The organism is Pseudomonas sp. GW822-FHT06D10 (assembly GCF_058799535.1).
Map to the genome: position 1 here is coordinate 591506 of NZ_JBXALN010000001.1, position 20845 is coordinate 612350.

Consider the following 20845-nt stretch of genomic DNA (forward strand, 5'->3'; position numbering starts at 1 on the left):
AAAATAAAAAACTCATCTAGGATTGTCTGGGAAAAACCGCCGCTGCCGAGCCGTCCGTGAGCACGGAGCGGGGCAGCCTATGCCGCACAGGGAGAGCCCCATGGAAGATCCGCAGCCGGTTGAGCCGGGTAGGCGTCCACGTGTGTTGCTGGTGGACGACGAGGAGTCGATTCTCAACAGCCTCAAGCGCCTGCTGCGTCCCGAGCCCTATGAAGTGCTGCTGGCCAACAGCGGCGCCAGAGCGCTGGAGATCCTCGCCGAAGGCCCCGTCGACCTGGTGATGAGCGACGCGCGCATGCCCGGCATGGACGGCGCGACCCTGCTGGCCCGGGTGCGGGAGAAGTACCCGGCGGTGCGGCGAATCCTGCTCACCGGTTATGCCGATCTGAACACCATCATCAAGGCCGTCAACGACGGGCAGATCCACCAGTACCTGAGCAAGCCCTGGAATGACGAAGAGCTGCTGCTGATTCTGCGCCAGACCCTGGAGCACCAGTTCGCCGAGCGTGAGCTCAAGCGTTTGCAGCAGTTGGTCCTGGAGCAGAACCAGCAACTCAAGGCCAGCAACGCCAGCCTGGAACGGCATGTGGCCTCGCGGACCGCGGAGCTGCAGCAGACTGCCGACATGCTCGACCTGGCCTACGAAGAGCTCAAGCACAGCTATGTGACCGCCACCGAGGTGTTTTCGCTGCTGGCCAACCTGCGGCTGCCCGCGGACAAGCAAACCAACCGCAAGATCATCGAACTGGTGCGTGCCTGCTGCAAAAGGCACGGCCTGGACGAGGCCAGCAGCCGCGACCTGACCATGGCGGCGGCCCTGTACAACATCGGCAAGTTGAGCTGGAGCGATGCCATGCTGCTGGCGCCGGCGGACTTGTTGCGCCATACCGATCAGGCGCGCTACCGCGCCTACCCCGAGCAGAGCGAATCGGTGCTGATGGCACTGGAACCGATGCAGGATGCCGCGCGGCTGATCCTTCATCACCAGGAGCGCTGGGACGGCAGCGGCTTTCCCCAGCGCCTCAAGGGCGAGGCGATTCCCTGGGGCTCCCGGCTGTTGAAGCTGGCGGTGGATTTCATCGAGTTGCAGTGCGGGCTGATTCTGGAGCGGCACATGAACAGCGATGAAGCCCTACTGTTCATTCGCAAGTACGCGGGCCGCCTGTACGACCCGAATCTGGTGGAAGACTTTGTCCAGGTCTGTGCCGCCTACCAGAGCGATGTCACCGTCGATGATCCGACGGTCAAGGTCCTGGGAACCCGGGAGCTGCAGGCCGGGATGGTCCTGCGGCGCAACCTGAATGCCGACAACGGCATGTTGCTGCTCAATGCCGGCAAGGTGCTCAGCGAACCGCTGGTGCAGAAACTGATCGCCTTCGAAGCCATGGAAGGGGCCCGCTACAGCATCTTCGTCAGCGTTCCTGACGCCTGAGTGGTGTGTGCGGTCCGTCGTGCTTGCCCGGTGCCGCAGTGATCCGTCATATTTTGCCCCCCGCGTAGTGGGCGCCATGAGGTGCTCCGGGCGATTTCGGATCGCGGCGGATGACCCTGGAGCGAACCCATGGATATACCAACCCTGCTGCTGTACATCGTCACCGTCAGCGCGGTGATGATTACCCCCGGCCCCTCGATGTTGCTGGCCTTGAACAATGGCGCGGTGCATGGCATGCGGGTGGCTGGCTGGGGCATCGCCGGCGCGGCGTTGTCCGACCTGCTGCTGATCGGCGCGGTGGGCTGCGGCCTGGGGGCGTTGCTGCAGGCCTCGCAAGAGCTGTTCGTGGTGGTCAAGAGCTGCGGCGCGGCCTATCTGCTGTATCTGGCCTGGGGCTTGTGGCGGGCGCCGACCCGTGCCCTGGCCTGTACGGTGGGCGGGGCCTCGGCCAGCGGCTGGTCGGCGTTTCGCCGGGCGTTGCTGGTGGGGCTGTCAAACCCCAAGGGCCTGCTGTTTTTCTCCGCCTTCGTGCCGCAGTTCGTGCGCCCGGAGCAGCCGGTGGCCGAGCAGTACCTGATCCTGGCCGTGGTCAGCGCCCTGGTGGACTGCCTGATGATGAGCCTCTATGCCGTGGGTGGCCGGCGGGCCATGGCGCGCTTTTCCGCTCGGGTCATGGGCTGGATCAACCGCAGTTGTGCCGGCCTGCTGGCGGTGCTGGCGCTGGGTGTCGGCCTGTATCGGCGCAGTGAGGGCGCTGCCGCCTAGGGCATTGCCGGGTATTCTCCGGGCCGCTGCCTGACCGGCTTCTGCGGGACACCGGGCAATTGCTGTCATGTTCCGGCAACGCCGGCCTGCCAGAAAGATCAGGTTGTTTTCAATCCGTTCCACCCCGATGGCGGGGCCAGGACGATGCGCTTTCCCAAGGAGAAGGTCACGATGAGAAAGTTTTTTACCCTGATGGCAGCCCTGGTGCTGACCCTGGGGATGGTGGGCATCAGCGACGCACGTCAGCCCAAGCAGCAGCGCGATTCGGTGGCGGGTACCTTCGACTACTACCTGCTGACCCTGTCCTGGTCGCCGACCTTCTGCCTGATGCACCCGGAAAACGAGCAGTGCACGGGCAAGGGCTACGGTTTTGTCCTGCACGGTCTGTGGCCGCAATACGCCAAGGGTGGCTGGCCCGAGTCCTGCCCACCCCTGACCCAGCTCAATGCCCAGGAGCGGGCCAAGGGCCTGACCCTGTTTCCCACCGCCAAGCTGATGAACCATGAATGGAGCAAGCACGGCACCTGCAGCGGCCTGGGGGCCATGGGGTACCTGGATGCCGCGGACAAGGCCCTGGCCAGGGTACAGATTCCCGAGGCGCTGCAGCCTTCGACCACGGTGCGCTATTTCGAGGCCAGCCAGATTGCCCAGCAGTTTCGCCAGAGCAACCCGGGGGTCGCCGAGAACGGCATCGCCATTCTGTGCAGCGGCCCCGAGCTGTCCGAGGTTCGTGTTTGCCTGACCAAGGACCTGGAGTTCGGCGCCTGTGGCAAAGGCGTGAAGAACCAGTGCCGCGCCGGGCAGATCCGCATTCCGCCCATCCGCTGAAGGCACCTGCAAGAACCCCACCCATGTCGCATCGCTGTAGGAGCTGGCTTGCCAGCGAAAGCCTACCTGGGGCGGGTGCAAGCCGTGGCGGCTTCTTCGCCGGCAAGCCCGCTCCTACAGGGTGCGGAGCAGGGTTTGCAGGGCGGCGCTGCAATCGTGCATCGGTGCTCGCAACTGCGTTCCGATCAACCCCTGGTGGGCCAGCAGTGCCTTGACCGGCGCCGGGTTGGGTTCGGCGAACAGCGCCTTGATCAGCGGCACCAGTTGCATGAAGGTGCTCCGGGCCGCGTCCAGTTGCTGGGCCCGGACCTGTTGCAGCAAGGCGACGAACCGTTGCGGGTGAATATGCGCCGAGGCCGCAATGGCCCCATGGGCGCCCAGGCACAAGGCGTTGAACAATTGCAGGTCCTCGCCGCACAGCACTTCGATCTGCCCGCAGGCCAGTAGCGCCAGGGTCTTTTCCAGGTTGCCGCCACAGTCCTTGACCGCCGCGATCCGTGGATGGGCCACGATGTTCAGCAAAGTGGCGGTGTCCAGGCTCACCCCGGTGCGGTAGGGAATGTCGTAGACAATCAGCGGCGCGCTGGAGGCATCGGCCACGGTGGCGAAGAAGCTCTCCAGGGCTGCTTGCGACGGCCGGATGTAATAGGGCGCGGGCACCAGCAAGGCGGCCACCGCACGCTCGAGAATCTGTTCCTGCAGGCTCAGCAGCGACTTCAGGTTATTGCCCGCCAGCCCCATGATCACCTTCCCGGCGGGGGCTCGCTCCAGCACCGCATCGAGCACCGCCAACTGCTCGTCCTTGTCCAGGGCCGCGGCCTCGCCGGTGGTGCCGCAAACCACCAGCCCGGCTACGCCGCTTTCCAGCAGGTGAGTGGTCAAGCGCCCCAGGGCGGCGAAATCGACGGCACCGTCGATGAAAGGGGTGACGATAGGGACCCAGATACCTTGAAACGATGACATGCGTGTTCTCCTGATGGTTGACCGTCGGGTCGTCGTCAGAAGAGTAGAAGGGCGGTAAGCAGGGGGAGGGTGTCCGTAGCGCTTGAGGTCCTGTCAGCTCATCTGACGGGACACAGCGCCCCGGTCACATGAGCGACTGTTTCTTCGATTTAGAGCTGCAGGCCACGCGCGCCTCGACCTTGGCCGACAGGCCAATGGTGCGAAGGATGAAGGGCGTGGCTGGGGACATGGTCGCTGCAGGCTCAAGAATCAGGCGCCCAGTTTTAAAAGCCGGCGATCGCTTTGTCAATCCTCGAATCCGTTGAATCCGCCGCGCAGGCTTCCAGGGTGCCTGCCCTGAGGCTTAGCCCGGGCCTGGGTTGTCCGGCGCGCTGATGCGGTACAGCAGGCTCGGCGCCTGGCCGGGAAAATCATCCAGTTCGCCGTCCAGGCTCAGCCCCAGGCGCTCCAGGGCGCGCCGCGAGGGCAGGTTGTCGGGGCGCACCAGGCCAGTGACCCGCGGTGCATGCAGTTCGCTGAACGCCAGGTGCAGGGCGGCCCGGGCCATTTCCGCGGCATAGCCCTGGCCCCAGGCCTCGGGGCGCAAGCGAAAGTACAGGTTCAGCCCCGGCTCGTGGCCGAAGAAGCCCTGCATGATCCCGCCGAAGCCGATCAGCCGCTGCGGGTCGCTGCGCAGGGCGATGGCCCAGTAGCCGAAACCGTGCTGCTGCCAGTGTTCGATCCAGCCATGCAGCTTGTCGGCGCAGGTGGCAGCGTTGATCGGGCCGTTGGGGTTGAAGCGGTTGGTCTGCGGGTCGCCATGGATGGCACAGGCCTGGGGCAGGTCGTCCAGGGTCGGGGCGCGCAGTAGCAGGCGGGCGGTTTCTTGGCAGGAGGCAGGCATTGGCGCGGCTCTATGGCTTAGGGGCCTGGAGAAGGTAGGTGATGGGCCATCGGTTCTCAACCAGGGGCGGTCGGGGCATTGCTTGCCAGGCTAAGTATTGATCCAGGTCAAGAATGTTGAATCTAGTTCCGTTGCCAGGGAAGTTATTTCCCTGGAGGCAATAGCGCGATTAAAAGTGCTATCTAAACTCGATTCGGTCGGGCGCTGGGCAGTTGTTGTAGTGGATTGCTCATCAGGCTCGGGAAAGTTCTGCAGGTACGCAGAAGAAGTCTTCGGGTAATCGCAGGATGCGCCAGTTGCTGTTTGATCATGACGAGCAATTACCAGACTTCCTGCGAGGTTTTTCAAATGAAAAACAATCTCCCGGTGACGCAGCGTGAGCGAGTGTTTCCTGCCGAACAACGGCTTATTTCCGCCACCGATACCCATGGCAAGATCACTTACTGCAATGACGAGTTCGTTGCGGTCAGCGGTTTCAGCCGCGAACAGTTGATTGGCAGCCCGCACAACATCGTGCGCCATCCGGACATGCCCGAAGCGGTGTTCGGCCATATGTGGTCCTACCTCAAGGACGGCAAGAGCTGGATGGGCATCGTCAAGAACCGTTGCCAGAACGGTGATCATTACTGGGTCAACGCCTATGTCACACCGATATTCAGCCAGGGCGTGATTGCCGGCTACGAATCGGTGCGGGTCAAGCCCGAGCGCCAGCAGGTGGCGCGCGCCGCCGCCCTGTACTCGCACCTGCGCAGCACCCGCCTGGCCACGCCCTGGCGCCATCGGCTGCTGGGCGCCGGGGTGTTTGTGCTGCCGCCGCTGCTGGCGGTACTGGTCAGCGCCATGGCCGGCTGGCTGGCCGGGCCCTGGGCCGGGCTGGGAGTGGCGCTGCTCGGGCTCTTTGCCGTGCAGGCCCACGGCGCCTACCGCACCGGGCAGTTGCTGGGGCGCATCAGCGCGGTGTCCCTGGGCAGTTTCGACAGCGAGCTGATTGCCCGCACCTATACCGATGAGCGAGGCCCGGTGGCACGCCTGCAGATGATCCTGATCAGCGAGGCGGCGAAGATCCGTACCGCCCTCAGCCGCCTGGGGGATTACGCCAACCAGGCGGCGTCACTGGCTTCCACCAGCCAGAACCTGTCGCGCCAGGCCGAGTCGGCCCTGGGCAAGCAGCGCGACGAAGCCGACATGGCGGCCACGGCGATGAACCAGATGGCTTCGTCGATCGCCGAGGTTTCGGTGCACATCCATGACACCGCCGCCGCGGCCGACCAGGTCAACGAGCTGACCCAGGTGGGCTCCCAGGAGGCGCGCCGTTCCCGGGTGGTGATCGAGAAACTGGCGGATACGGTGGATGCGGTCAGCCAGTCGGTGGAAGGCCTGGCGCAGGAAACCCAGTCGATCCAGGTGGCGGCGAACATGATCCATTCGATCGCTGAGCAGACCAACCTGCTGGCCTTGAACGCAGCCATCGAGGCGGCGCGGGCCGGCGAACAGGGACGGGGGTTCGCCGTGGTCGCCGATGAGGTGCGGGCCCTGGCGTCGAAGACCCGGGAATCGACCCAGAGCATCCAGCGCATCATCCAGAGCCTGCAGCAGGTGGCGGGCCAGGCTGTGGAAGTGGCTCGCCAGGGCAGCGTGGAGGCGCGCTCCGGGGTGGCCCAGGTAGTCAGCACCCAGCAGGCGCTGGACGGCATCAACTCGGCGGTGGAGCGCATTCACCAGATGAGCCAGCAGATGGCCGCGGCGTCGGAGCAGCAGGCCCATGTGGCCGAGGAAATCTCCGAGCAGATCAGCAATATCGCCCGGGTCTCGGACCAGAATGCCGATATTGCCGTGCACTCCTGCAGCATTGGTGGCGACCTTGAATCCACCGCCCATGAACTCAATGCACTGGTGACCCGATTCAATAGTTGATTGCCGGGCGCGATCCACAAGTTCGCCGCGGCCTGCCCGGTGTCACGACAGCCCGCCACCGGCAGGGTAGTTTTGTTCAATACCGCCTCACCCCGGCCTCGTAGTCTGTGCAGCTCCAACCCACAGAGACAAAGAGGCAAGTGATGAGCGTAGTGTTTTCCATGGCGGCCTTTGCCCTGGCGGCCTCCATTACCCCGGGGCCGGTGAACATCGTCGCCCTGGGCAGCGGTGCGCGGTTCGGCTTCCGGGCCAGCCTGCGCCATGTGGCCGGGGCCACCCTGGGGTTTGTCCTGTTGCTGGTGCTGGTCGGCCTGGGGCTGCACGAACTGCTGCGCCAGTGGCCGGCCCTGACCCAGGGCATCCGCCTGTCCGGCGTGGCCTTCCTGCTGTACATGGCCTGGAAGCTGGCCCGGGACGATGGCCGGCTGGATACCGAGGGCCAGCCTCGGGCGCCGTCGGCCTGGTATGGCGCCCTGATGCAGTGGCTCAACCCCAAGGCCTGGCTGGCTTGCGTGGCCGGCATGGGGGCCTTCGCCGCCGATGGCGAGGCGCGGCTGGTGTGGCTGTTCGCGGCGGTGTACCTGGTCATCTGCTACCTGTCGGTGGCCTGTTGGGCCTATGCCGGCAGTTTTTTGCGCCATTACCTGGGCAACCCGGCGGGCATGCGCCTGTTCAACGGGGCCATGGCCGCCTTGCTGGCAGTCAGCGCGGCCTGCCTGCTGCTTTGAGCGCAGCTGGGCGTCAGTGGGCCTGGGGTTCGCCGCGCCTGGCCCGTCGCGGCCCCTGGTACTGGCCCGGGGTGGCCCCCAGATGCTGCTTGAACGCGCGCTGCAAGTGCGCCTGATCGGCGAAGCCCGCGGCCTGCGCCACCTCGGCGATCGGCACGCCCTGGCGCAGGCGGGCCTGGGCGAACTGCACCCGCCGGTTGACCAGGTAGGCATGGGGCGCCATGCCGTACTGCTGCTTGAAGGCGCGGATCAGGTAGGAGGCCGAAAGCTGCGCAGCCTGGCAGATCTGTTCCAGGTCCAGGGGCTCGGTACAGTGCTGGCGGATGAACTGCGCGGCCCGCTCAAGCTTGTGGTTGTTCTCCCGGGGCGGGGCCTTGGCCGGGTTCAGGCGCTGTTGCAGCTCGCTGAAGAACGCCACCACGCAGCTGTGCTTGTGCAGCGTCTCGGCCTGTGGGTCCACGAGGGCGTGGTACAGCTGCTCGAGGTCGGCGAAGAGTTGCGGGTCGTCGCTGCTGGTTTCCTCGAAGGGCTGGAACTGCAACTCGGGGCTCACGCCCAGTTCATGTTGCAGGCGGGTCAGCCAGGGCGTGTCGACGTACAGCATACGGTACGACCAGGGCTGGTCGTCGACGGGGTTGCAGGCGTGGACCACGCCGGGGTTCATCAGCACCACGGTGCCGGCGCCCACCTGCCTTTGCGTCTGCTCGCTGACGTAGGTACTGACACCTGCGGTGATGCAGCCGATGGAGAACTGCTCATGGGCATGAGCGCAATAGCAGACCTTGCGCCCGTCGGCGATGGAGCGGGCCTCGATGAAGGGCAGGGCCGCATCGCGCCAGAAGAGGGGGGCGTCTGCAGAGGGCGGGGAGGTTTTCGTCAAGGCCATATCCATCGCTCAAGGACCGGCCACGAGTGTATTAGCTTCGCGCGTCGAAGGCGCGTTGCAGCGTCGCGATATCGAGTTTTTTCATCCCCAGCAGGGCCTGCATCACCCGCTCGGAACGGGCCGGGTCGGGGTCGCACATCATCTGCGCGAGCGTCTGCGGCACGATCTGCCAGGACAGACCGAAGCGGTCCTTGAGCCAGCCGCATTGCTGGGCCTGTTTCGGGCCGCCAAACCCCAGGGCATTCCAGTAGTGGTCGAGTTCGGCCTGGGTGCGGCAGTGCACTTGCAGCGACACCGCTTCGTTGAAGGTAAACGCCGGGCCGCCGTTGAGGGCACTGAAGCCCTGGCCGTCAAGCTCGAACGCCACGTTCATCACCGAGCCTTCGGCGCGGCCATGGAACTCGAAGCCGGCCTTGCCGTAGTGGCTGACGTGGGTGATGCGCGAGTGCTCGAAGATCGAGCAGTAGAACTGTGCGGCCTCGTGGGCCTGATGGTCGAACCACAGGCACGGGGTGATGGTCTGGATGCGTTGCATGGGGGCGCTCCTCTGCGGGTTGAGCACGCTCGCACAAGCGTAGTCAACCCGCAGCCGGAGCGGGCTACCGTGGATCGGCGCGGGTCTAGAAGTCCCAGCGGGTGGCCAGTTGCAGGCTGCGCGGCTCGCCGTAGAAGCCGGTGCTGAAGTTGCCGATACCGGTGTAGTACTTCTTGTCGAAGAGGTTCTTCACGTTCAGGGTCGAGCTCAGGTGCTGGCTGAACTGGTAGCGAGCCATGGCATCCACCAGGAAGTAGCCGTCCTGGGTGATGCGCGAATCATGCCCGCCATTGACCGTATCGCTCGGGTCGGGCTGGAGCACCTTGCCGAAGAACTGGCTCTGCCAGTTGACCCCGCCGCCCACCGTCAGGCGGTCCCAGGCACCGGGCAGGCGATAGGTGCTGAACAGCCGCGCCACCTGCTGCGGTTCGGTGCTCTGCAGCACCGAGCCGTAGACGTAGTCGTGATTGGCGTCGCGGGTGTGGTTGTAGCTGTAGCCGGCCGACAGGTTCCAGCCTTCGCTAAGCTCGCCAGCCACCTCCACCTCGAAACCCTTGGTGGTCGCGCCTTTGGTCGGACGGTAGATGGCGTCGATGCCCCAGCCGTCCACCAGTTGCGCGACGTTGTCCTGCTCGGTGTGGAACACCGCGAAGCTGGCGTTGACCCGGCCATCCAGGTACTCGGCCTTGATCCCGGCTTCGTAGCTGTCGCCCTGCACCGGGTCGAGGATCTTGCCGTCGACGTCCTTGCTCATCTGCGGCTGGTAGATGCTGGTGTAGCTGGTGTACAGCGAGTAGCTGTCGTTGAGGTCGTAGACCAGCCCGGCATAGGGGGTGACCACGCCGGTCTGCTGGTAGCGCTGGCGTGCGTCGGGGCTGTTGGGGTCGAGGTAGCGGGTGTTGTCGATGCCCTTGAAGTCGCTGACCCGGGTGCCGAGGATCACCGCCAGGTCGTCGGTGGGCTTGAGGCGGGTGGCCAGGTAGGCGCCGGTCTGGCGCTGGAGGATGTCGTTGTCGCCGATCTTCGGGATGTCCGGCTTGGCGAACTCGCCGCGCCAGTCGTAGATGCTGCCGCCCACTGGCGGGTACACCGAACCGTGGACCGGGATGTCCTGTCTGGCGTTCATCAGCATGAAGCCGGCGATCAGCTCGTGCTCGCGGCCGAACAGGCTGAAGGGGCCGTGCAGGTTGATGTCGAGGTTGTCCTGGCGCTGGTCGCCCTTGAACTTGCCCATGTACATGAACATGCCGTCGCCGCTGGCCTGGTCCGGGTTGCCGCCGCTGGCCGAGCCCAGCAGGGTGTCGTGCTGGCGGCGCAGGTGGTCGTAGCTGACCTTCAAGGTCCAGTCATTGGCCAGTTGCTGCTCCAGGGAGGTGAACAGGGTCTGGTTCTTGAAGTCGCGGCGGCTCCAGTCGGTGGCCGGGTTGAACGAGCGGGAGAAGTGGGTCCGCGAGCCGTTGCTGAAGTACATCGGGAAGCCGGTCCAGGTGGCGCCCCGGGAGCGGGTGTTCTGCTGGTCCAGGCCGAGGGTCAGCAGAGTGTCGGGGGTCAGGTCGGCCTCCAGCACGCCGTAGGCGATGTCCTTGGTGTTCTGGTAGTGGTCGAGGTAGGAGCTGCGGTCCTGGTAGACCCCGACAAAGCGCCCGCGCAGGTTGCCGGTTTCGGTCAGCGGGCCGGAAATGTCCCCTTCGCTGCGGTAGTTGTCCCAGGAACCGACGGTGCCGGTGACCGAGGCCTTGAACGCCTTGGTCGGCCGCTTGCGGATCAGGTTGACGGTGGCCGACGGGTCACCGGAGCCGGTCATCAGGCCGGTGGCGCCCTTGATGATTTCCACCCGGTCGAAGGTCGCCATGTCGGTGCTGGTGGTGCCGTAGTCGTAGACCCCGTCGTAGGTGGCGTTGACCCCGTCGTACTGGAAATTGGTGATGGGCAAGCCGCGGCTGGAGAACTCCCAGCGCTCGCTGTCGTAGTTCTGCACGCTGACCCCGGGGGCCCGGCGCAGGGTGTCGGCGATGCTGGTGGCGCCCTGGTCGTCCATCTGTTGGCGGGTGATCACCGTCACCGTTTGCGGGGTTTCGCGCAGCGACAGGTTGAGGCCGGTGGCCGAGGCGCTGGCCCCGGTGGTGTAGCTCTGGCTGCCTTCGGTGACGCTGCCCAGGCCCTGGGCGGAAATCTGCGTGGTGCCCAGTTGCAGCGGGCCGCTGGTGGCGGGAAGTGCCTTGAGCACATAGCCGCCGCTGACCGCCTGGGCTTGCAGCCCGGAGTTCGCCAGCAGCAGTTGCAGGGCCTCTGCGACGCTGTAGCGGCCGTTCAGGCCGGGGCTCTGCTTGCCGGCAGCCAGGTCGTTGTGCCCGGCAATGAACACCGCGCTCTGCTCGGCAAAGCGGTTGAGCACCGTGACCAGCGGCCCGGGGCCGATGCTGTAGCTGCGCCGTTCAGCCTGGGGCTGGTTCTGGCCCGCATCGGCAGCAGCGTGGGCCCAGGGCGCGGCGCCGCACAGCAGTGCGGTGCACAGGGGCAGGGTATGAAAGGGCAGGCGCGAACGACGGGGTGATGGCATGGGGTTCCCTTGTGGGTCGGCAATGTGAGGACTGTTACCGGGTTAACCGAAGGGCGTCGGAAAAAGGGAACCTGCCAGGTGAAAAAATTTTTCCGGCTTTAGGTACGTGGCTCCAGGGTCACCCACCAGGACGCCAGGCGCTTGACCCGCACCGGCAACGCCGCTTCCAGCAGGGCCAGGGCCTGGTCGGAGTCGTGCAAGGGGAAAGAGCCCATCACCGGCAGTTGGGCGATGGCCGGGTCGCAACCCAGGTGGCCGTTGCGATAGCGCCCCAGTTCCTCCAGCAGTTGCTCCAGGGGCAGGTTGTCGGCCAGCAGCAGGCCGTGGCTCCAGGCTTCGCGGGCGGCACTGGCGGCCTGCAGCGGCCCCAGGGTGCGGCCATCGAAGCGCAGCTGCTGGCCGGCATTCACCACCTGCACCTGCAAGCCACTGGCGCTGCGTACCTCCACCGCGCCGGCGTAGACGTTGAGCAGGCTGTCGCTGGCGCCGCAGCGCACGCTGAAGCGCGTGCCCAGGGCGCGCAGGCGGCCGTGTTCGGTCTGCACCAGGAATAGCCGGCGCGGGTCCTTGGCGGTGTCGATGAGGATCTCCCCCAGGTGCAACGCCAGCAGCCGCTGCTCGGTGCTGTAGCGCACATCCACCGCGCTCAGGGCATTGAGCCACAGGCGCGTACCGTCGCTGAGCAGCGTGTCGCGGACTTCCCCGGTGCCGGTGGCGTAGTCGGCACGCCAGCGGCTCAGGGCCTGGGGCAACGGGCTGTTGCGCCAGGTGCCCCAGCCCAGGCCAGCCAGCAGCAGTGCACCGAGCACCTGGCGCCGTGCCAGGGCTGGACGTCGGGCGGCGCTCAGGGCGCGGCTGGCGGATGGGCGGGTGTTGGCCTCCTGCAATGGCAGCAGGCGCTGGCTGACCCGCTCGACATAGCTCCAGGCCTGGCGGTGCTCCGCGCTCTGCTCGAACCAGTCCTGCCACTGGCGACGCTGTTCGTCGCTGCTGCCCTGGTCCTGCAGTTGCACGTACCAGTGCGCGGCCTGTTGCAGGCAGGCGTGGCTGAGCCGGCCGCCGGGTCGAGGGTCCATGGTTCAGTCCACCAGCAGGCCGTCGAGTTCAGCCTCCAGCAGTGCGCAATGCAGCAGGGCCTGGGCCAGGTACTTCTTCACCATGCGCTCCGATACCCCCAGCTCATCGGCGATGGCCTGGTAGGGCCGGCCGTGCAGTTGAGCGAGGATGAAGGCCGTGCGCACCTTGGCCGGCAGGCGGCTGAGCATGGCGTCCACTTCGTACAGGGTCTCGACAATGATTGCCTGCTGCTCCGCCGAGGGTTGCACCGCCTGCGGGCGTGCAGCCAGCGCCTGCAGCCAGGCCTGCTCCAGTTGCCGGCGCCGCCAGTGGTCGATGCACAAGCCCCGGGCCACGGTGGCCAGGTAGGAACGCTGGTGGACCTCGTCACGCAGCACCGGCGGGCGCTTGAGCACCCGGACAAAGATGTCGTGGGCCAGGTCGGCGGCGTCCCAGGCGTGATTCAGGCGCCGGCGCAACAACTCGTAGAGCCAGCGGTGATGGGCGTCGTAGAGGCTGTGGACCGAGTCCGGGCTGGCGAGAGGCGTGGAGGGCAAGGAGGCGTGTCCGCTGGCGTTCTGGTTGTAAATGGGAATTGATCGCGATTAAAGCAAAAGCCATCGGCCCCTGCAAACGATATCGCCGCGCCCTGGCGCAATCGACCGTGCTTGAGCGGGTGGTCGCGCAGGCAGTCAAGCCTGGCGCGAACAGGACGATAAAAGACTGGGATCGGGACCATTCAGTGCTTGCTGAATGGGGTTTCTTCAGTGGTATCTTCGCTGGTATTCGCTTGTCATGGCCTGGCGCTGCATTGCGTATCCATGGGGGCGGGCGGCAACGTCCGGGGGGGTATCGGACGCGCAGCGGCAAAGGGGCGGGGCTTATGCGAAACGTGGGGTTCAAGCTGTTTTTCACCCATCGTCTGGCACTCCTGGCGGGTGCCGAGTCATTACGCTCGATCCGCGAAGGCCTGTTGTGGCTGCTGCCATGCCTGCTGGTCTCGGCGCTGCTGCTGATCCTCGGCCAGTGCGCCCAGGCGTTGGGTGCGCCGCCAGCATTGGTGGAGCTGCTGACCGGCCTGCACAACCGCATCAGTTCGATCATTCCCCTGCTGGTGGCGGCGTCCATCGGCTACATGCTGGCGATAAAATACCGCCTGCCCCAACTGCCGGTGGCCTTCCTCTGCCTGTCCCATGTGGTGATCGCCATCTACCTGCTGCGCGACTACCCGCGGGCTGCGGCGACCTTCGTGCTGTTCATCGCCATCGCCTCGCCCCTGGTCAACGTGCCGCTGATGGCCCGGCTGCACCGCCAGCGCTGGACCCGGCTGGTGGACGAGGGGCTGGTGGGGCACAACCTCAAGGGCACCATCAACATGGTGCTGCCGGGGATGGTGACCTCTTTGGTGCTGGTCTGCGTGTTGCAACTGCTGCTGCAGTTCCATGATTTTGCCTACGTCGAGCGGCCGATCGATATCGACGACCTGGACAACCCCTACCTCAACGCGATCTTCCTGACCTCGACCAATTCGCTGCTGTGGTTCTTCGGCATTCATGGCGCCCATGCCATGCAGCCGCTGATGGATGTGATGGACCAGGCCGTGACGCTCAACGCCGCGGATCAGGCCGCTGGCCGGCCATTGCGCTATGCCTTGAACAGCGGCCTGCTGGGCTGCTTTGCCTTCATTGGCGGCTCTGGCGGTTCCCTGGCGCTGGTGCTGGCGATCCTCGGTTTCTCGCGCAACCGCTCCATGCGTCTGCTGGCCTTGGCGAGCCTGGCGCTGTCGCTGTTCAACGTCAACGAACTGCTGCTGTTCGGTGTGCCGATCATCCTCAACCCGCGCCTGCTGGTACCGTTCATGCTGGTGCCGATGGTCAATGCCTGCCTGGCGCTGCTGGTGGTGCAACTGGGGTGGGTGAGCCCGGCGCTGGTGAGCCTGCCCTTTACCTCGCCGGTGCTGCTCAATGCCTACCTCAGCACCCAGGGCGACTGGGGCGCGGTGCTGCTGCAAGGGCTGCTGCTGGGGGTCGGCATCCTGATCTACATGCCCTATGTGCGCAGTATCCAGCGCCAGGGCGAGCAAAGTGCCCAGGTCTACCTGAAAACCTTCGACACCACCTTCCATGGCCTGGAGGAGCGGGGCCGGCTGTTCGAGCTGGACCCGATGGTGGCGTCCTACCAGCAGGCCGCCCAGCAGTCATTGCAGCTAGCCCGTATCCAGCAGTTGAGCGACTACGACTTCCACCTGGAGTATCAGCCCCAGGTGATCAAGGACAGCGGCTTGTGCAGCGGTTGCGAAGCGCTGATCCGCGCCCGTGATCGCGAGGGCAAGGTGCAGTCGCCCTGGGAACTGCTGCAGTGGCTGGGCCAGGCCAAGCTGATGCCCGAGGTGGATTTCTGGGTGGCGTCCCAGGCGGTGCGCCAGTACCTGGCGTGGCGCAAGGTCGGCTTCGAGCTGCCCATCACCATCAATATCTCCAGCGCCACCCTGGCTTCCCGGGAACATGGCCAGCGCCTGCTGGAGATTCTGGCCCGGGCCCAGGGCCAGGTGTCGGTGGAGATTACCGAGGATGCCCTGGTGGGCGATGCGCTGCTGACCCAGCAATGGATCGGCAAGCTCCATGCGCTGGGCGCCCGGGTCTATATCGATGACTTCGGCACCGGCTTTTCCGCCCTGAGCTACCTGCACCAGTTCCCGGTGGACGGGATCAAGATCGACCGCAGCTTTGTCCTCGCCCAGCGCGAACCCAAGGGCGCCCAGGTGTTGAACGGCCTGCTGCGTTTTTGCGAAACCCTCAAGCTCAAAGTGGTGGTGGAAGGGGTGGAGACCCGCGAGCAGCTGGATTTCCTGCAATCGAGTGCCGAGCTGACCATCCAGGGCTGGTACTACAGCAAATCCCTGCCCGGGGAGCAGATCCCCGGTTTCGTCAGCCAGCGCGCGCGGGACGCCCAGGCACTGAAGGCCGATTGACCCCGGGGCTCAAGCGCCGGCGCGGAAGGCCGGGTGCGCCGGGCGGCGCAGCGCCTGCCACGCCCGGGCCTGGGGCCAGTCGGCGGCGCTCAGCCACAGCCCCTGGTGTTCACGCAAGGGTTCGGCAGGCAGGCGCAACAGGTCTTCCAGTGCCCACTCCAGGCTGCGGCCCGGATCGGGATCGTCCGCCGCCTGCCAATCCCGCTCGAACAGCTGCAGCGCCAGGCCCCGGGCATCGAAGTGCTGGAACAGCGGGCGGTGGCGCAGCCAGTCGGGGGCGATGCGCAGGCTGCGTTCCTGCACATCGAGCAGCAGCAACTGCCAGGCGCGGTAGCCCTGCTGCGGGTCGCCGGCGCCGAGCCGGAGCCGGGTCAAGGCCAGGTAGCGGGCGTCGGTGGACCAGATCAGCGACGGGGCCAGATCGCCTACTGCACAGCCGGAGGCGGTGAGCAGGTGGCCGCCGAGCCGCGGGCTGGTTTCCCGCAGCCAGCTGTCGGCGTACTCGGTTTCGCTGCCAAACAGCCACGCGGCGTCGCGGCCATCGGGGGCAGGCTGGATAAAGTCACCCTCGGCGACCGCGGCCTGAGGCCGATCCACCAGGCGCCAGGGCGCCACGGGCTGCAATTGGTCATCGATCACTAGCCAGTCCTGGCGCTCATAGCAGGGTTGCGAGGCCGGGCCCTCAGTGCAGAACGCCGCGGTGTGTTCAGGTGCGGGCGCCGGCCGGTTGAAGCGTTGCAGCGGGCTGCTGGCGTGGTCCGGGTCGAGGCGCCCGACCAGCACGGCCAGGCTCAGGCGGCCCTGGCGAAAGTCCAGCAGGCGCGCCGCCAGCAGTGCCGGGCTGTAGATCAGGCGCTGCTGTTGCAGGTCCGCCACCACCACCTGGGGGGCCAGCTCCAGGGTCTCGCTCCAGGGCAGCAGGGCCAGGTAGCGCTGGCAATCGGAAACCCGATGGTCCAGCAACCAGCACCCGGCCAGTTGCCAGGTGCCGATCTGGCATCGGTAGGCACCCAGGCCCCGGGGGTTGTCCGTCAGCCAGCTGAACAGCGCGCGCTGCTCGCCCAGCAGGGGCTGGGACTGGATCCGGCTTTCGCCCCGGGCCCCGCTGCCGTCCAGGGGCTGCAGCAACTGGGTGCGGGTCAGCGGCAGCGGCGCCACTTGCAGGCAGCCTTGCCGGTCGTGGCCGACGCCGGTTTCGCTGTCGCTGTGGGTACTGTGCAAGCGATAGCCGTAGCGCCCGTGGTCCGCCTCGGCCAGGTCCAGGTATGCGCTGTAGCCCAGCCAGTGGCGATCCAGGCTGAGCAGCGGGCCAGGGTAGAAGGATGGTTCGGCATGGCTGGCGACCCAGGGCGCGGGCAATGGCCGCCAGCCCTTGTCGGCCTGCCACAGCCAGCAGCACGCGGCCTCAGGCTGCGCCTGCTCGTGGGCGATGCAGGCCAGGGCCCGGCCATCGTCGCGCCAGATGCGGGGTGCGTCCGCCCGCAGCAGCAAGCCGCTGGGCTGGCCGTCGATGCTTATGCGATAGGGCGGCGTGCGCAGGGGTTCCAGGGGTTGCTCCAGGGCCCTGAGGCTGGCCGGCAGCGCCAGGCTGGCGTGCAGCCGGTGGCTGCCGTGGGGTGCGCTTTCTTCGAGATCCTGGCGAGCCAGGGCCTCCAGCCATTGGCCCGGCTCCAGCCAGAGATCGGCTACCGCCACCAGTTCGACGCATGCGGCCTCCTGCAGCAGGTTGTTCAGGCTGGCCTGGTGCTGGCCGTTGTCCACCAGCGGGCTGTGGCGGCCGCTGAGGGTGTCGGCGCTGAAGGCGTCCAGCTCCCAGAAGTGTTCCCGGTTGCAGCGGTACAGGCGGCGCTGTTCACGGTCGAGGATGGCCAGCCCCCAGTGTTGCCTGGAAGGCAGCGGCGCGGCGAAGTAGCGCCCGTCACTGGAAAACCGCGCCGAGGACCCCAGCCCTTGCAGCAGCACCCCATCGGGGAACAGGTAGTCGCAATAGGTGGGCCCGCCCATGGCGATCTCGCCGTGGTTGAACACCCGGATCGGCTGGCCCTCCGGGGTCTGTTGTGGTTCGTTGCCGCCCCAGGCGCTGATCGGTGTGGGGCTCGGCTGCACCAGCCCCAGGCGGCGTTCCAGGTGGCTGACCGCTGCCAGCCCGGCAAAGATGCTGGTGAAGGCGGCGGCGATATCCCAGTAGGCCGGCAGGGCCCGGCCCAGGCTGAAGCCCAGGCCGAACGCGGCGCTGATCATCAGCCGCGCCAGGCCGCGGGCGGTTTTAGGCCAGCCCAGGCGCGCCGCCAGGGTCATCGCCGCTGCGCAGCCGAGCAACACCCCCAGGGCCGCCGGGGGCGGCAGCAGGGTGACGAAGAAGATCGGGATGAGCAGGGCGGCCAACTGCCAGAGCAACTCCAGCAACAGGCGTGACAGGCTCTTCTCGGATGCGGGGGAGGAAGCTTCGGGCATCGGCGACATCCTTGTATGGGAGCGAGCGAGCTCGCGATGGGCGTCAACGATAACGCGGGTCTACAGGAAGTGCGCGGCGTTTTCCGATGCATCGCGAGCAAGCTCGCTCCTGCAGAGGGGGGATTGGCTCAAGGGGGGCAATCTGCCCTTGCCGGCGAAAAAGGGCAGCGGGGAAAAATGCAGTCATATTGACTTCGTTGGCGGTCTTTATGACTTCTTCTTTATCTGGTCATAAAGACTCTTGAGGTGGCAGGGCCCGGTTTTACGGGCTCTGTGCGCTGGCATGAAACGTGAAGGGGGCAGTCATGCCATTGTGTGTTCGAGGAGTTGTAGAAATGAGCCGTTACTTCGATTCGCCGCTGCATGTACTGCACCTGTCCAATGCGCTGCTGGGGTCGGGCAGCCTGTTGCTGGGCCTGGGGGTGTACGCCGCCTATGTCCATTCCGGGCATTTGCCTATCGCCACCCTGGTGCTGATGCACAGCCTGGTGATTATCGGGCCGACCCTGTTGAAGATCGGTTATGTCATGCGCCTGCTGGCCCAGCGGCGCATGGCCCAGTGCCAGGGGAGGGCTGCCTGTGTCTTTGCCTGAAGCCTGGCACCGCTGGACCGGCCAGCCCCTCTGGAGCCTGGGATTCCGCCCGTTCTTCCTCGCCGGCGCCGGCTTCGCCTGCCTTGCCCTGATGGGTTGGGGCCTGTGGCTGCATGGTGCGCTGGCGGGCCTGCAACCGGTGGCCGGGATGCTGGCCTGGCACCGTCACGAAATGCTCTTCGGCTTTGCCGTGGCGATCGTTGCCGGCTTCCTGCTGACGGCGGTGGCCAACTGGACCGGCCGCCCGGGCCTGAGCCGTACGCCGTTGCTGTTGCTGTGGCTGCTGTGGCTGGCGGGGCGCCTGGCCTGGTGGCTGCCGCTGCCGGGCCCGCTGTTCGTTGTGGTGCAACTGGCGTTCATGCCGTTGCTGGCGGCGGTGATCGGGCGCGAGCTGTGGTGCGCCGGCAAGCGCGAGAACTACCCCATGGTCCTGGTATTGGGGCTGCTGGCGCTGTTTCAGGGGCTGACCCTGTGGGGCCTGTTGGAACACCAGGACAGCTGGCAGCGGCGCGGCGAACTGGGCGCCTTGTGGCTGGTGGCGACCCTGATGACGGTGATCGGCGGCCGGGTGATTCCCTTCTTCATCCAGCGCGGGCTGCAACTGCCCCCCCAGGCGCCGACATCGCCCTGGCCGACCCGGGTGCTGCTGGTGGGCAGCCTGCTGGCCGCGTTGTCCATGGCCCTGGGCGGCGGTGATGCTCCCCGCGGGTGGCTGGCGCCGCTGTTCGCCCTGCTGGCGGGGCTGCAAGGCTGGCGCTTGTGGCGCTGGCACCGGCCGGGGCTGTGGCGGGTGCCGTTGCTTTGGTCGCTGTACCTGGCCTACGGGTGGCTGGCCCTGGCAACCCTGGGCATGGCCCTCTGGCACCTGGGCTGGTCGATACCCCAGAGCCTGGTGACCCATGCCCTGGCGGTGGGTGGCCTGGGCGGGCTGGTGCTGGGCATGGTGGCGCGGGTCAGCCTCGGCCACAGTGGCCGGCCCCTGCAGGCTTCGCGGGCCATGGCCGGTGGCTTTGCGCTGCTGTTCCTGGCGGCCTTGTGCCGGGTCCTGCTGGTGCCGTTCAGCAGCCTGGGGCTGGGCTTTTCAGCGCTGCTGGCAGGCCTGGCGTTTGCCGTGTTCGTGGCTGGCTACGGGAGGATTCTGTTGACCCCCCGGTTGTGAGGGCCACCTGCTCACTGGCTCCTGCCGCGCCGCTTTAGATGATAAACCGTCGTTATTCTGGACTACGCTTGGGATCTTAGCCGCGAATGGAGTCAGCGATGTTGTATCCCAGCAAACCCAACAATGAGGCCTTGAGAATCCAGACCCTGCGGGAGCTGAATGTGCTCGATACCTCACCTGAGGAGCGTTTCGACCGCCTGACCCGGCTGGCCAAGCGTCTGTTCAACGTGCCCATTGCCCTGGTCAGCCTGGTGGATGCCGACCGGCAATGGTTCAAGTCCTGCGTGGGGCTCGACGTCAGCGAAACCTCGCGGGACATTTCCTTCTGTGGCCACGCGATCCTCGGCGACCAGATCCTCACCGTGCCCGATGCCGGCCTGGACGAACGCTTCCACGACAACCCGCTGGTGGTGGGCGCGCCGGGCATCCGCTTCTATGCCGGTTGCCCGCTGACGGTCACCAATGGGAGCAAGCTCGGCACTCTGTGCCTGATCGACATCAAGCCCCGCGACCTGGACGACGAGGATCGGGCACTGCTACGGGACCTGGCGCGCATGGCCGAGCAGGAACTCGCGGCGGTGCAGATGGCCAGCATGGACGAGCTGACCCTGCTGTCCAATCGCCGCGGCTTCGAGGCCCTGGCCCGGCATGCCCTGGGGGTGTGCAAGCGCCTGGAAAAACCGGCGACCCTGCTGTTCTTCGACCTCAACGACTTCAAGCAGATCAATGACACCTACGGCCATGCCGAAGGCGACGGTGCCCTGAAGACCTTCGCCGACGTGCTGCGCATCGCCTTTCGCGAGAGCGACGTGATCGGCCGCCTGGGGGGCGATGAGTTCGTGGCCCTGCTGACCGCTGCCGACCATGTCGAGACTTCGGCGATCATGGCGCGCCTGCGGGAGATTCTCGACGAGCGCAATGCCACCTTGAAGCGGGGTTATGACATCCGCTTCAGCGTCGGCCAGATCGAATACGACACCGAACGCCATCCCGACATCGAGGCGTTGCTGGCAGACGCCGACAAGGCCATGTACCTGCACAAGCAGGCGGGCAAGCGGGCTCGCTGAGGGTTGCTGCCGCCAAGCCCTGCCCGGTGACGCGGGGCAGGGAAGGGCGTC

General features: G+C 66.3%; 17 protein-coding genes and 1 pseudogene. 10 read left to right on the forward strand and 8 right to left on the reverse strand.

What is annotated here, in order from left to right; genetic code table 11:
* The first annotated feature begins 100 nt into the window (after positions 1–100).
* The 3 genes from nosR to AC1RL5_RS02665 all read left to right on the forward strand — a co-directional run bounded on the left by nosR (position 101) and on the right by AC1RL5_RS02665 (position 3025).
* On the forward strand, positions 101–1432 hold the full coding sequence (nosR, locus tag AC1RL5_RS02655; RefSeq protein ID WP_072450187.1) for a response regulator c-di-GMP phosphodiesterase, NosR family: 1332 nt from the start codon (positions 101–103) through the stop codon (positions 1430–1432).
* 129 nt (positions 1433–1561) lie between these two features.
* On the forward strand, positions 1562–2197 hold the full coding sequence (locus tag AC1RL5_RS02660; protein ID WP_011061605.1) for a LysE family translocator: 636 nt from the start codon (positions 1562–1564) through the stop codon (positions 2195–2197).
* 171 nt (positions 2198–2368) lie between these two features.
* A complete protein-coding gene (locus tag AC1RL5_RS02665; protein ID WP_072450189.1) occupies positions 2369–3025 on the forward strand; it encodes a ribonuclease T2 family protein in 657 nt (218 codons plus the stop codon).
* Between the two features lie 114 nt (positions 3026–3139).
* Here the strand turns inward: AC1RL5_RS02665 and dapA are convergent, their stop codons facing one another.
* Together dapA and AC1RL5_RS02675 are read right to left on the reverse strand one after the other, a co-directional pair.
* On the reverse strand, positions 3140–3988 hold the full coding sequence (dapA, locus tag AC1RL5_RS02670; RefSeq protein WP_093403465.1) for a 4-hydroxy-tetrahydrodipicolinate synthase: 849 nt from the start codon (positions 3986–3988) through the stop codon (positions 3140–3142).
* Between the two features lie 343 nt (positions 3989–4331).
* Positions 4332–4871: a GNAT family N-acetyltransferase gene (locus AC1RL5_RS02675; RefSeq protein WP_492588965.1), complete on the reverse strand. Its 540-nt coding sequence runs from the start codon at positions 4869–4871 to the stop codon at positions 4332–4334.
* A 348-nt stretch (positions 4872–5219) separates the two neighbouring features.
* Between AC1RL5_RS02675 and AC1RL5_RS02680 the strand changes: the two are divergent.
* The 3 genes and pseudogenes from AC1RL5_RS02680 to AC1RL5_RS02690 all read left to right on the forward strand — a co-directional run.
* A pseudogene (locus tag AC1RL5_RS02680) lies at positions 5220–5531 on the forward strand (PAS domain-containing protein); the annotation flags it as partial.
* Positions 5532–5711: 180 nt separating this feature from the next.
* Positions 5712–6785: a methyl-accepting chemotaxis protein gene (locus AC1RL5_RS02685; RefSeq protein WP_419957112.1), complete on the forward strand. Its 1074-nt coding sequence runs from the start codon at positions 5712–5714 to the stop codon at positions 6783–6785.
* Between the two features lie 143 nt (positions 6786–6928).
* On the forward strand, positions 6929–7513 hold the full coding sequence (locus AC1RL5_RS02690; protein WP_072450192.1) for a LysE family translocator: 585 nt from the start codon (positions 6929–6931) through the stop codon (positions 7511–7513).
* 13 nt (positions 7514–7526) lie between these two features.
* On the opposite strand, the gene AC1RL5_RS02695 is transcribed toward AC1RL5_RS02690, so the two are convergent.
* From AC1RL5_RS02695 to AC1RL5_RS02715, 5 genes are all read right to left on the reverse strand, one after another.
* Positions 7527–8405, reverse strand: coding sequence for an AraC family transcriptional regulator (locus AC1RL5_RS02695; protein WP_492588964.1), 879 nt, complete (start codon positions 8403–8405; stop codon positions 7527–7529).
* Positions 8406–8430: 25 nt separating this feature from the next.
* Positions 8431–8934, reverse strand: coding sequence for a VOC family protein (locus tag AC1RL5_RS02700; protein ID WP_015635832.1), 504 nt, complete (start codon positions 8932–8934; stop codon positions 8431–8433).
* An 85-nt stretch (positions 8935–9019) separates the two neighbouring features.
* Positions 9020–11494, reverse strand: a complete 2475-nt coding sequence (locus AC1RL5_RS02705) for a TonB-dependent siderophore receptor (RefSeq protein ID WP_103407974.1) — start codon at positions 11492–11494, stop codon at positions 9020–9022.
* 98 nt (positions 11495–11592) lie between these two features.
* Positions 11593–12570: a FecR domain-containing protein gene (locus AC1RL5_RS02710; protein WP_492588963.1), complete on the reverse strand. Its 978-nt coding sequence runs from the start codon at positions 12568–12570 to the stop codon at positions 11593–11595.
* Positions 12571–12573: 3 nt separating this feature from the next.
* Positions 12574–13107, reverse strand: coding sequence for a sigma-70 family RNA polymerase sigma factor (locus AC1RL5_RS02715; RefSeq protein WP_072441648.1), 534 nt, complete (start codon positions 13105–13107; stop codon positions 12574–12576).
* Positions 13108–13433: 326 nt separating this feature from the next.
* Between AC1RL5_RS02715 and AC1RL5_RS02720 the strand changes: the two genes are divergently transcribed.
* Complete coding sequence (locus tag AC1RL5_RS02720) at positions 13434–15521, forward strand: EAL domain-containing protein (RefSeq protein WP_123577893.1); 2088 nt, start codon at positions 13434–13436, stop codon at positions 15519–15521.
* 9 nt (positions 15522–15530) lie between these two features.
* Here the strand turns inward: AC1RL5_RS02720 and AC1RL5_RS02725 are convergent, their stop codons facing one another.
* Positions 15531–17975 carry a hypothetical protein gene (locus AC1RL5_RS02725; protein ID WP_492588962.1) on the reverse strand — a complete coding sequence of 815 codons (2445 nt, stop codon included), beginning with the start codon at positions 17973–17975 and terminating at the stop codon, positions 15531–15533.
* 335 nt (positions 17976–18310) lie between these two features.
* On the opposite strand from AC1RL5_RS02725, the gene AC1RL5_RS02730 reads away from it, so the two are divergent.
* The 3 genes from AC1RL5_RS02730 to AC1RL5_RS02740 all read left to right on the forward strand — a co-directional run bounded on the left by AC1RL5_RS02730 (position 18311) and on the right by AC1RL5_RS02740 (position 20794).
* On the forward strand, positions 18311–18568 hold the full coding sequence (locus tag AC1RL5_RS02730) for a transmembrane sensor/regulator PpyR (RefSeq protein WP_065364180.1): 258 nt from the start codon (positions 18311–18313) through the stop codon (positions 18566–18568).
* On the forward strand, positions 18555–19727 hold the full coding sequence (locus tag AC1RL5_RS02735) for an NnrS family protein (RefSeq protein WP_492588961.1): 1173 nt from the start codon (positions 18555–18557) through the stop codon (positions 19725–19727). Before AC1RL5_RS02730 ends, AC1RL5_RS02735 begins: the two co-directional genes overlap by 14 nt.
* 98 nt (positions 19728–19825) lie before the next feature.
* The gene (locus AC1RL5_RS02740; RefSeq protein ID WP_072450199.1) at positions 19826–20794 is read left to right on the forward strand and encodes a sensor domain-containing diguanylate cyclase; all 969 of its coding nucleotides are present in this window, start codon (positions 19826–19828) and stop codon (positions 20792–20794) included.
* Positions 20795–20845 lie beyond the last annotated feature (51 nt).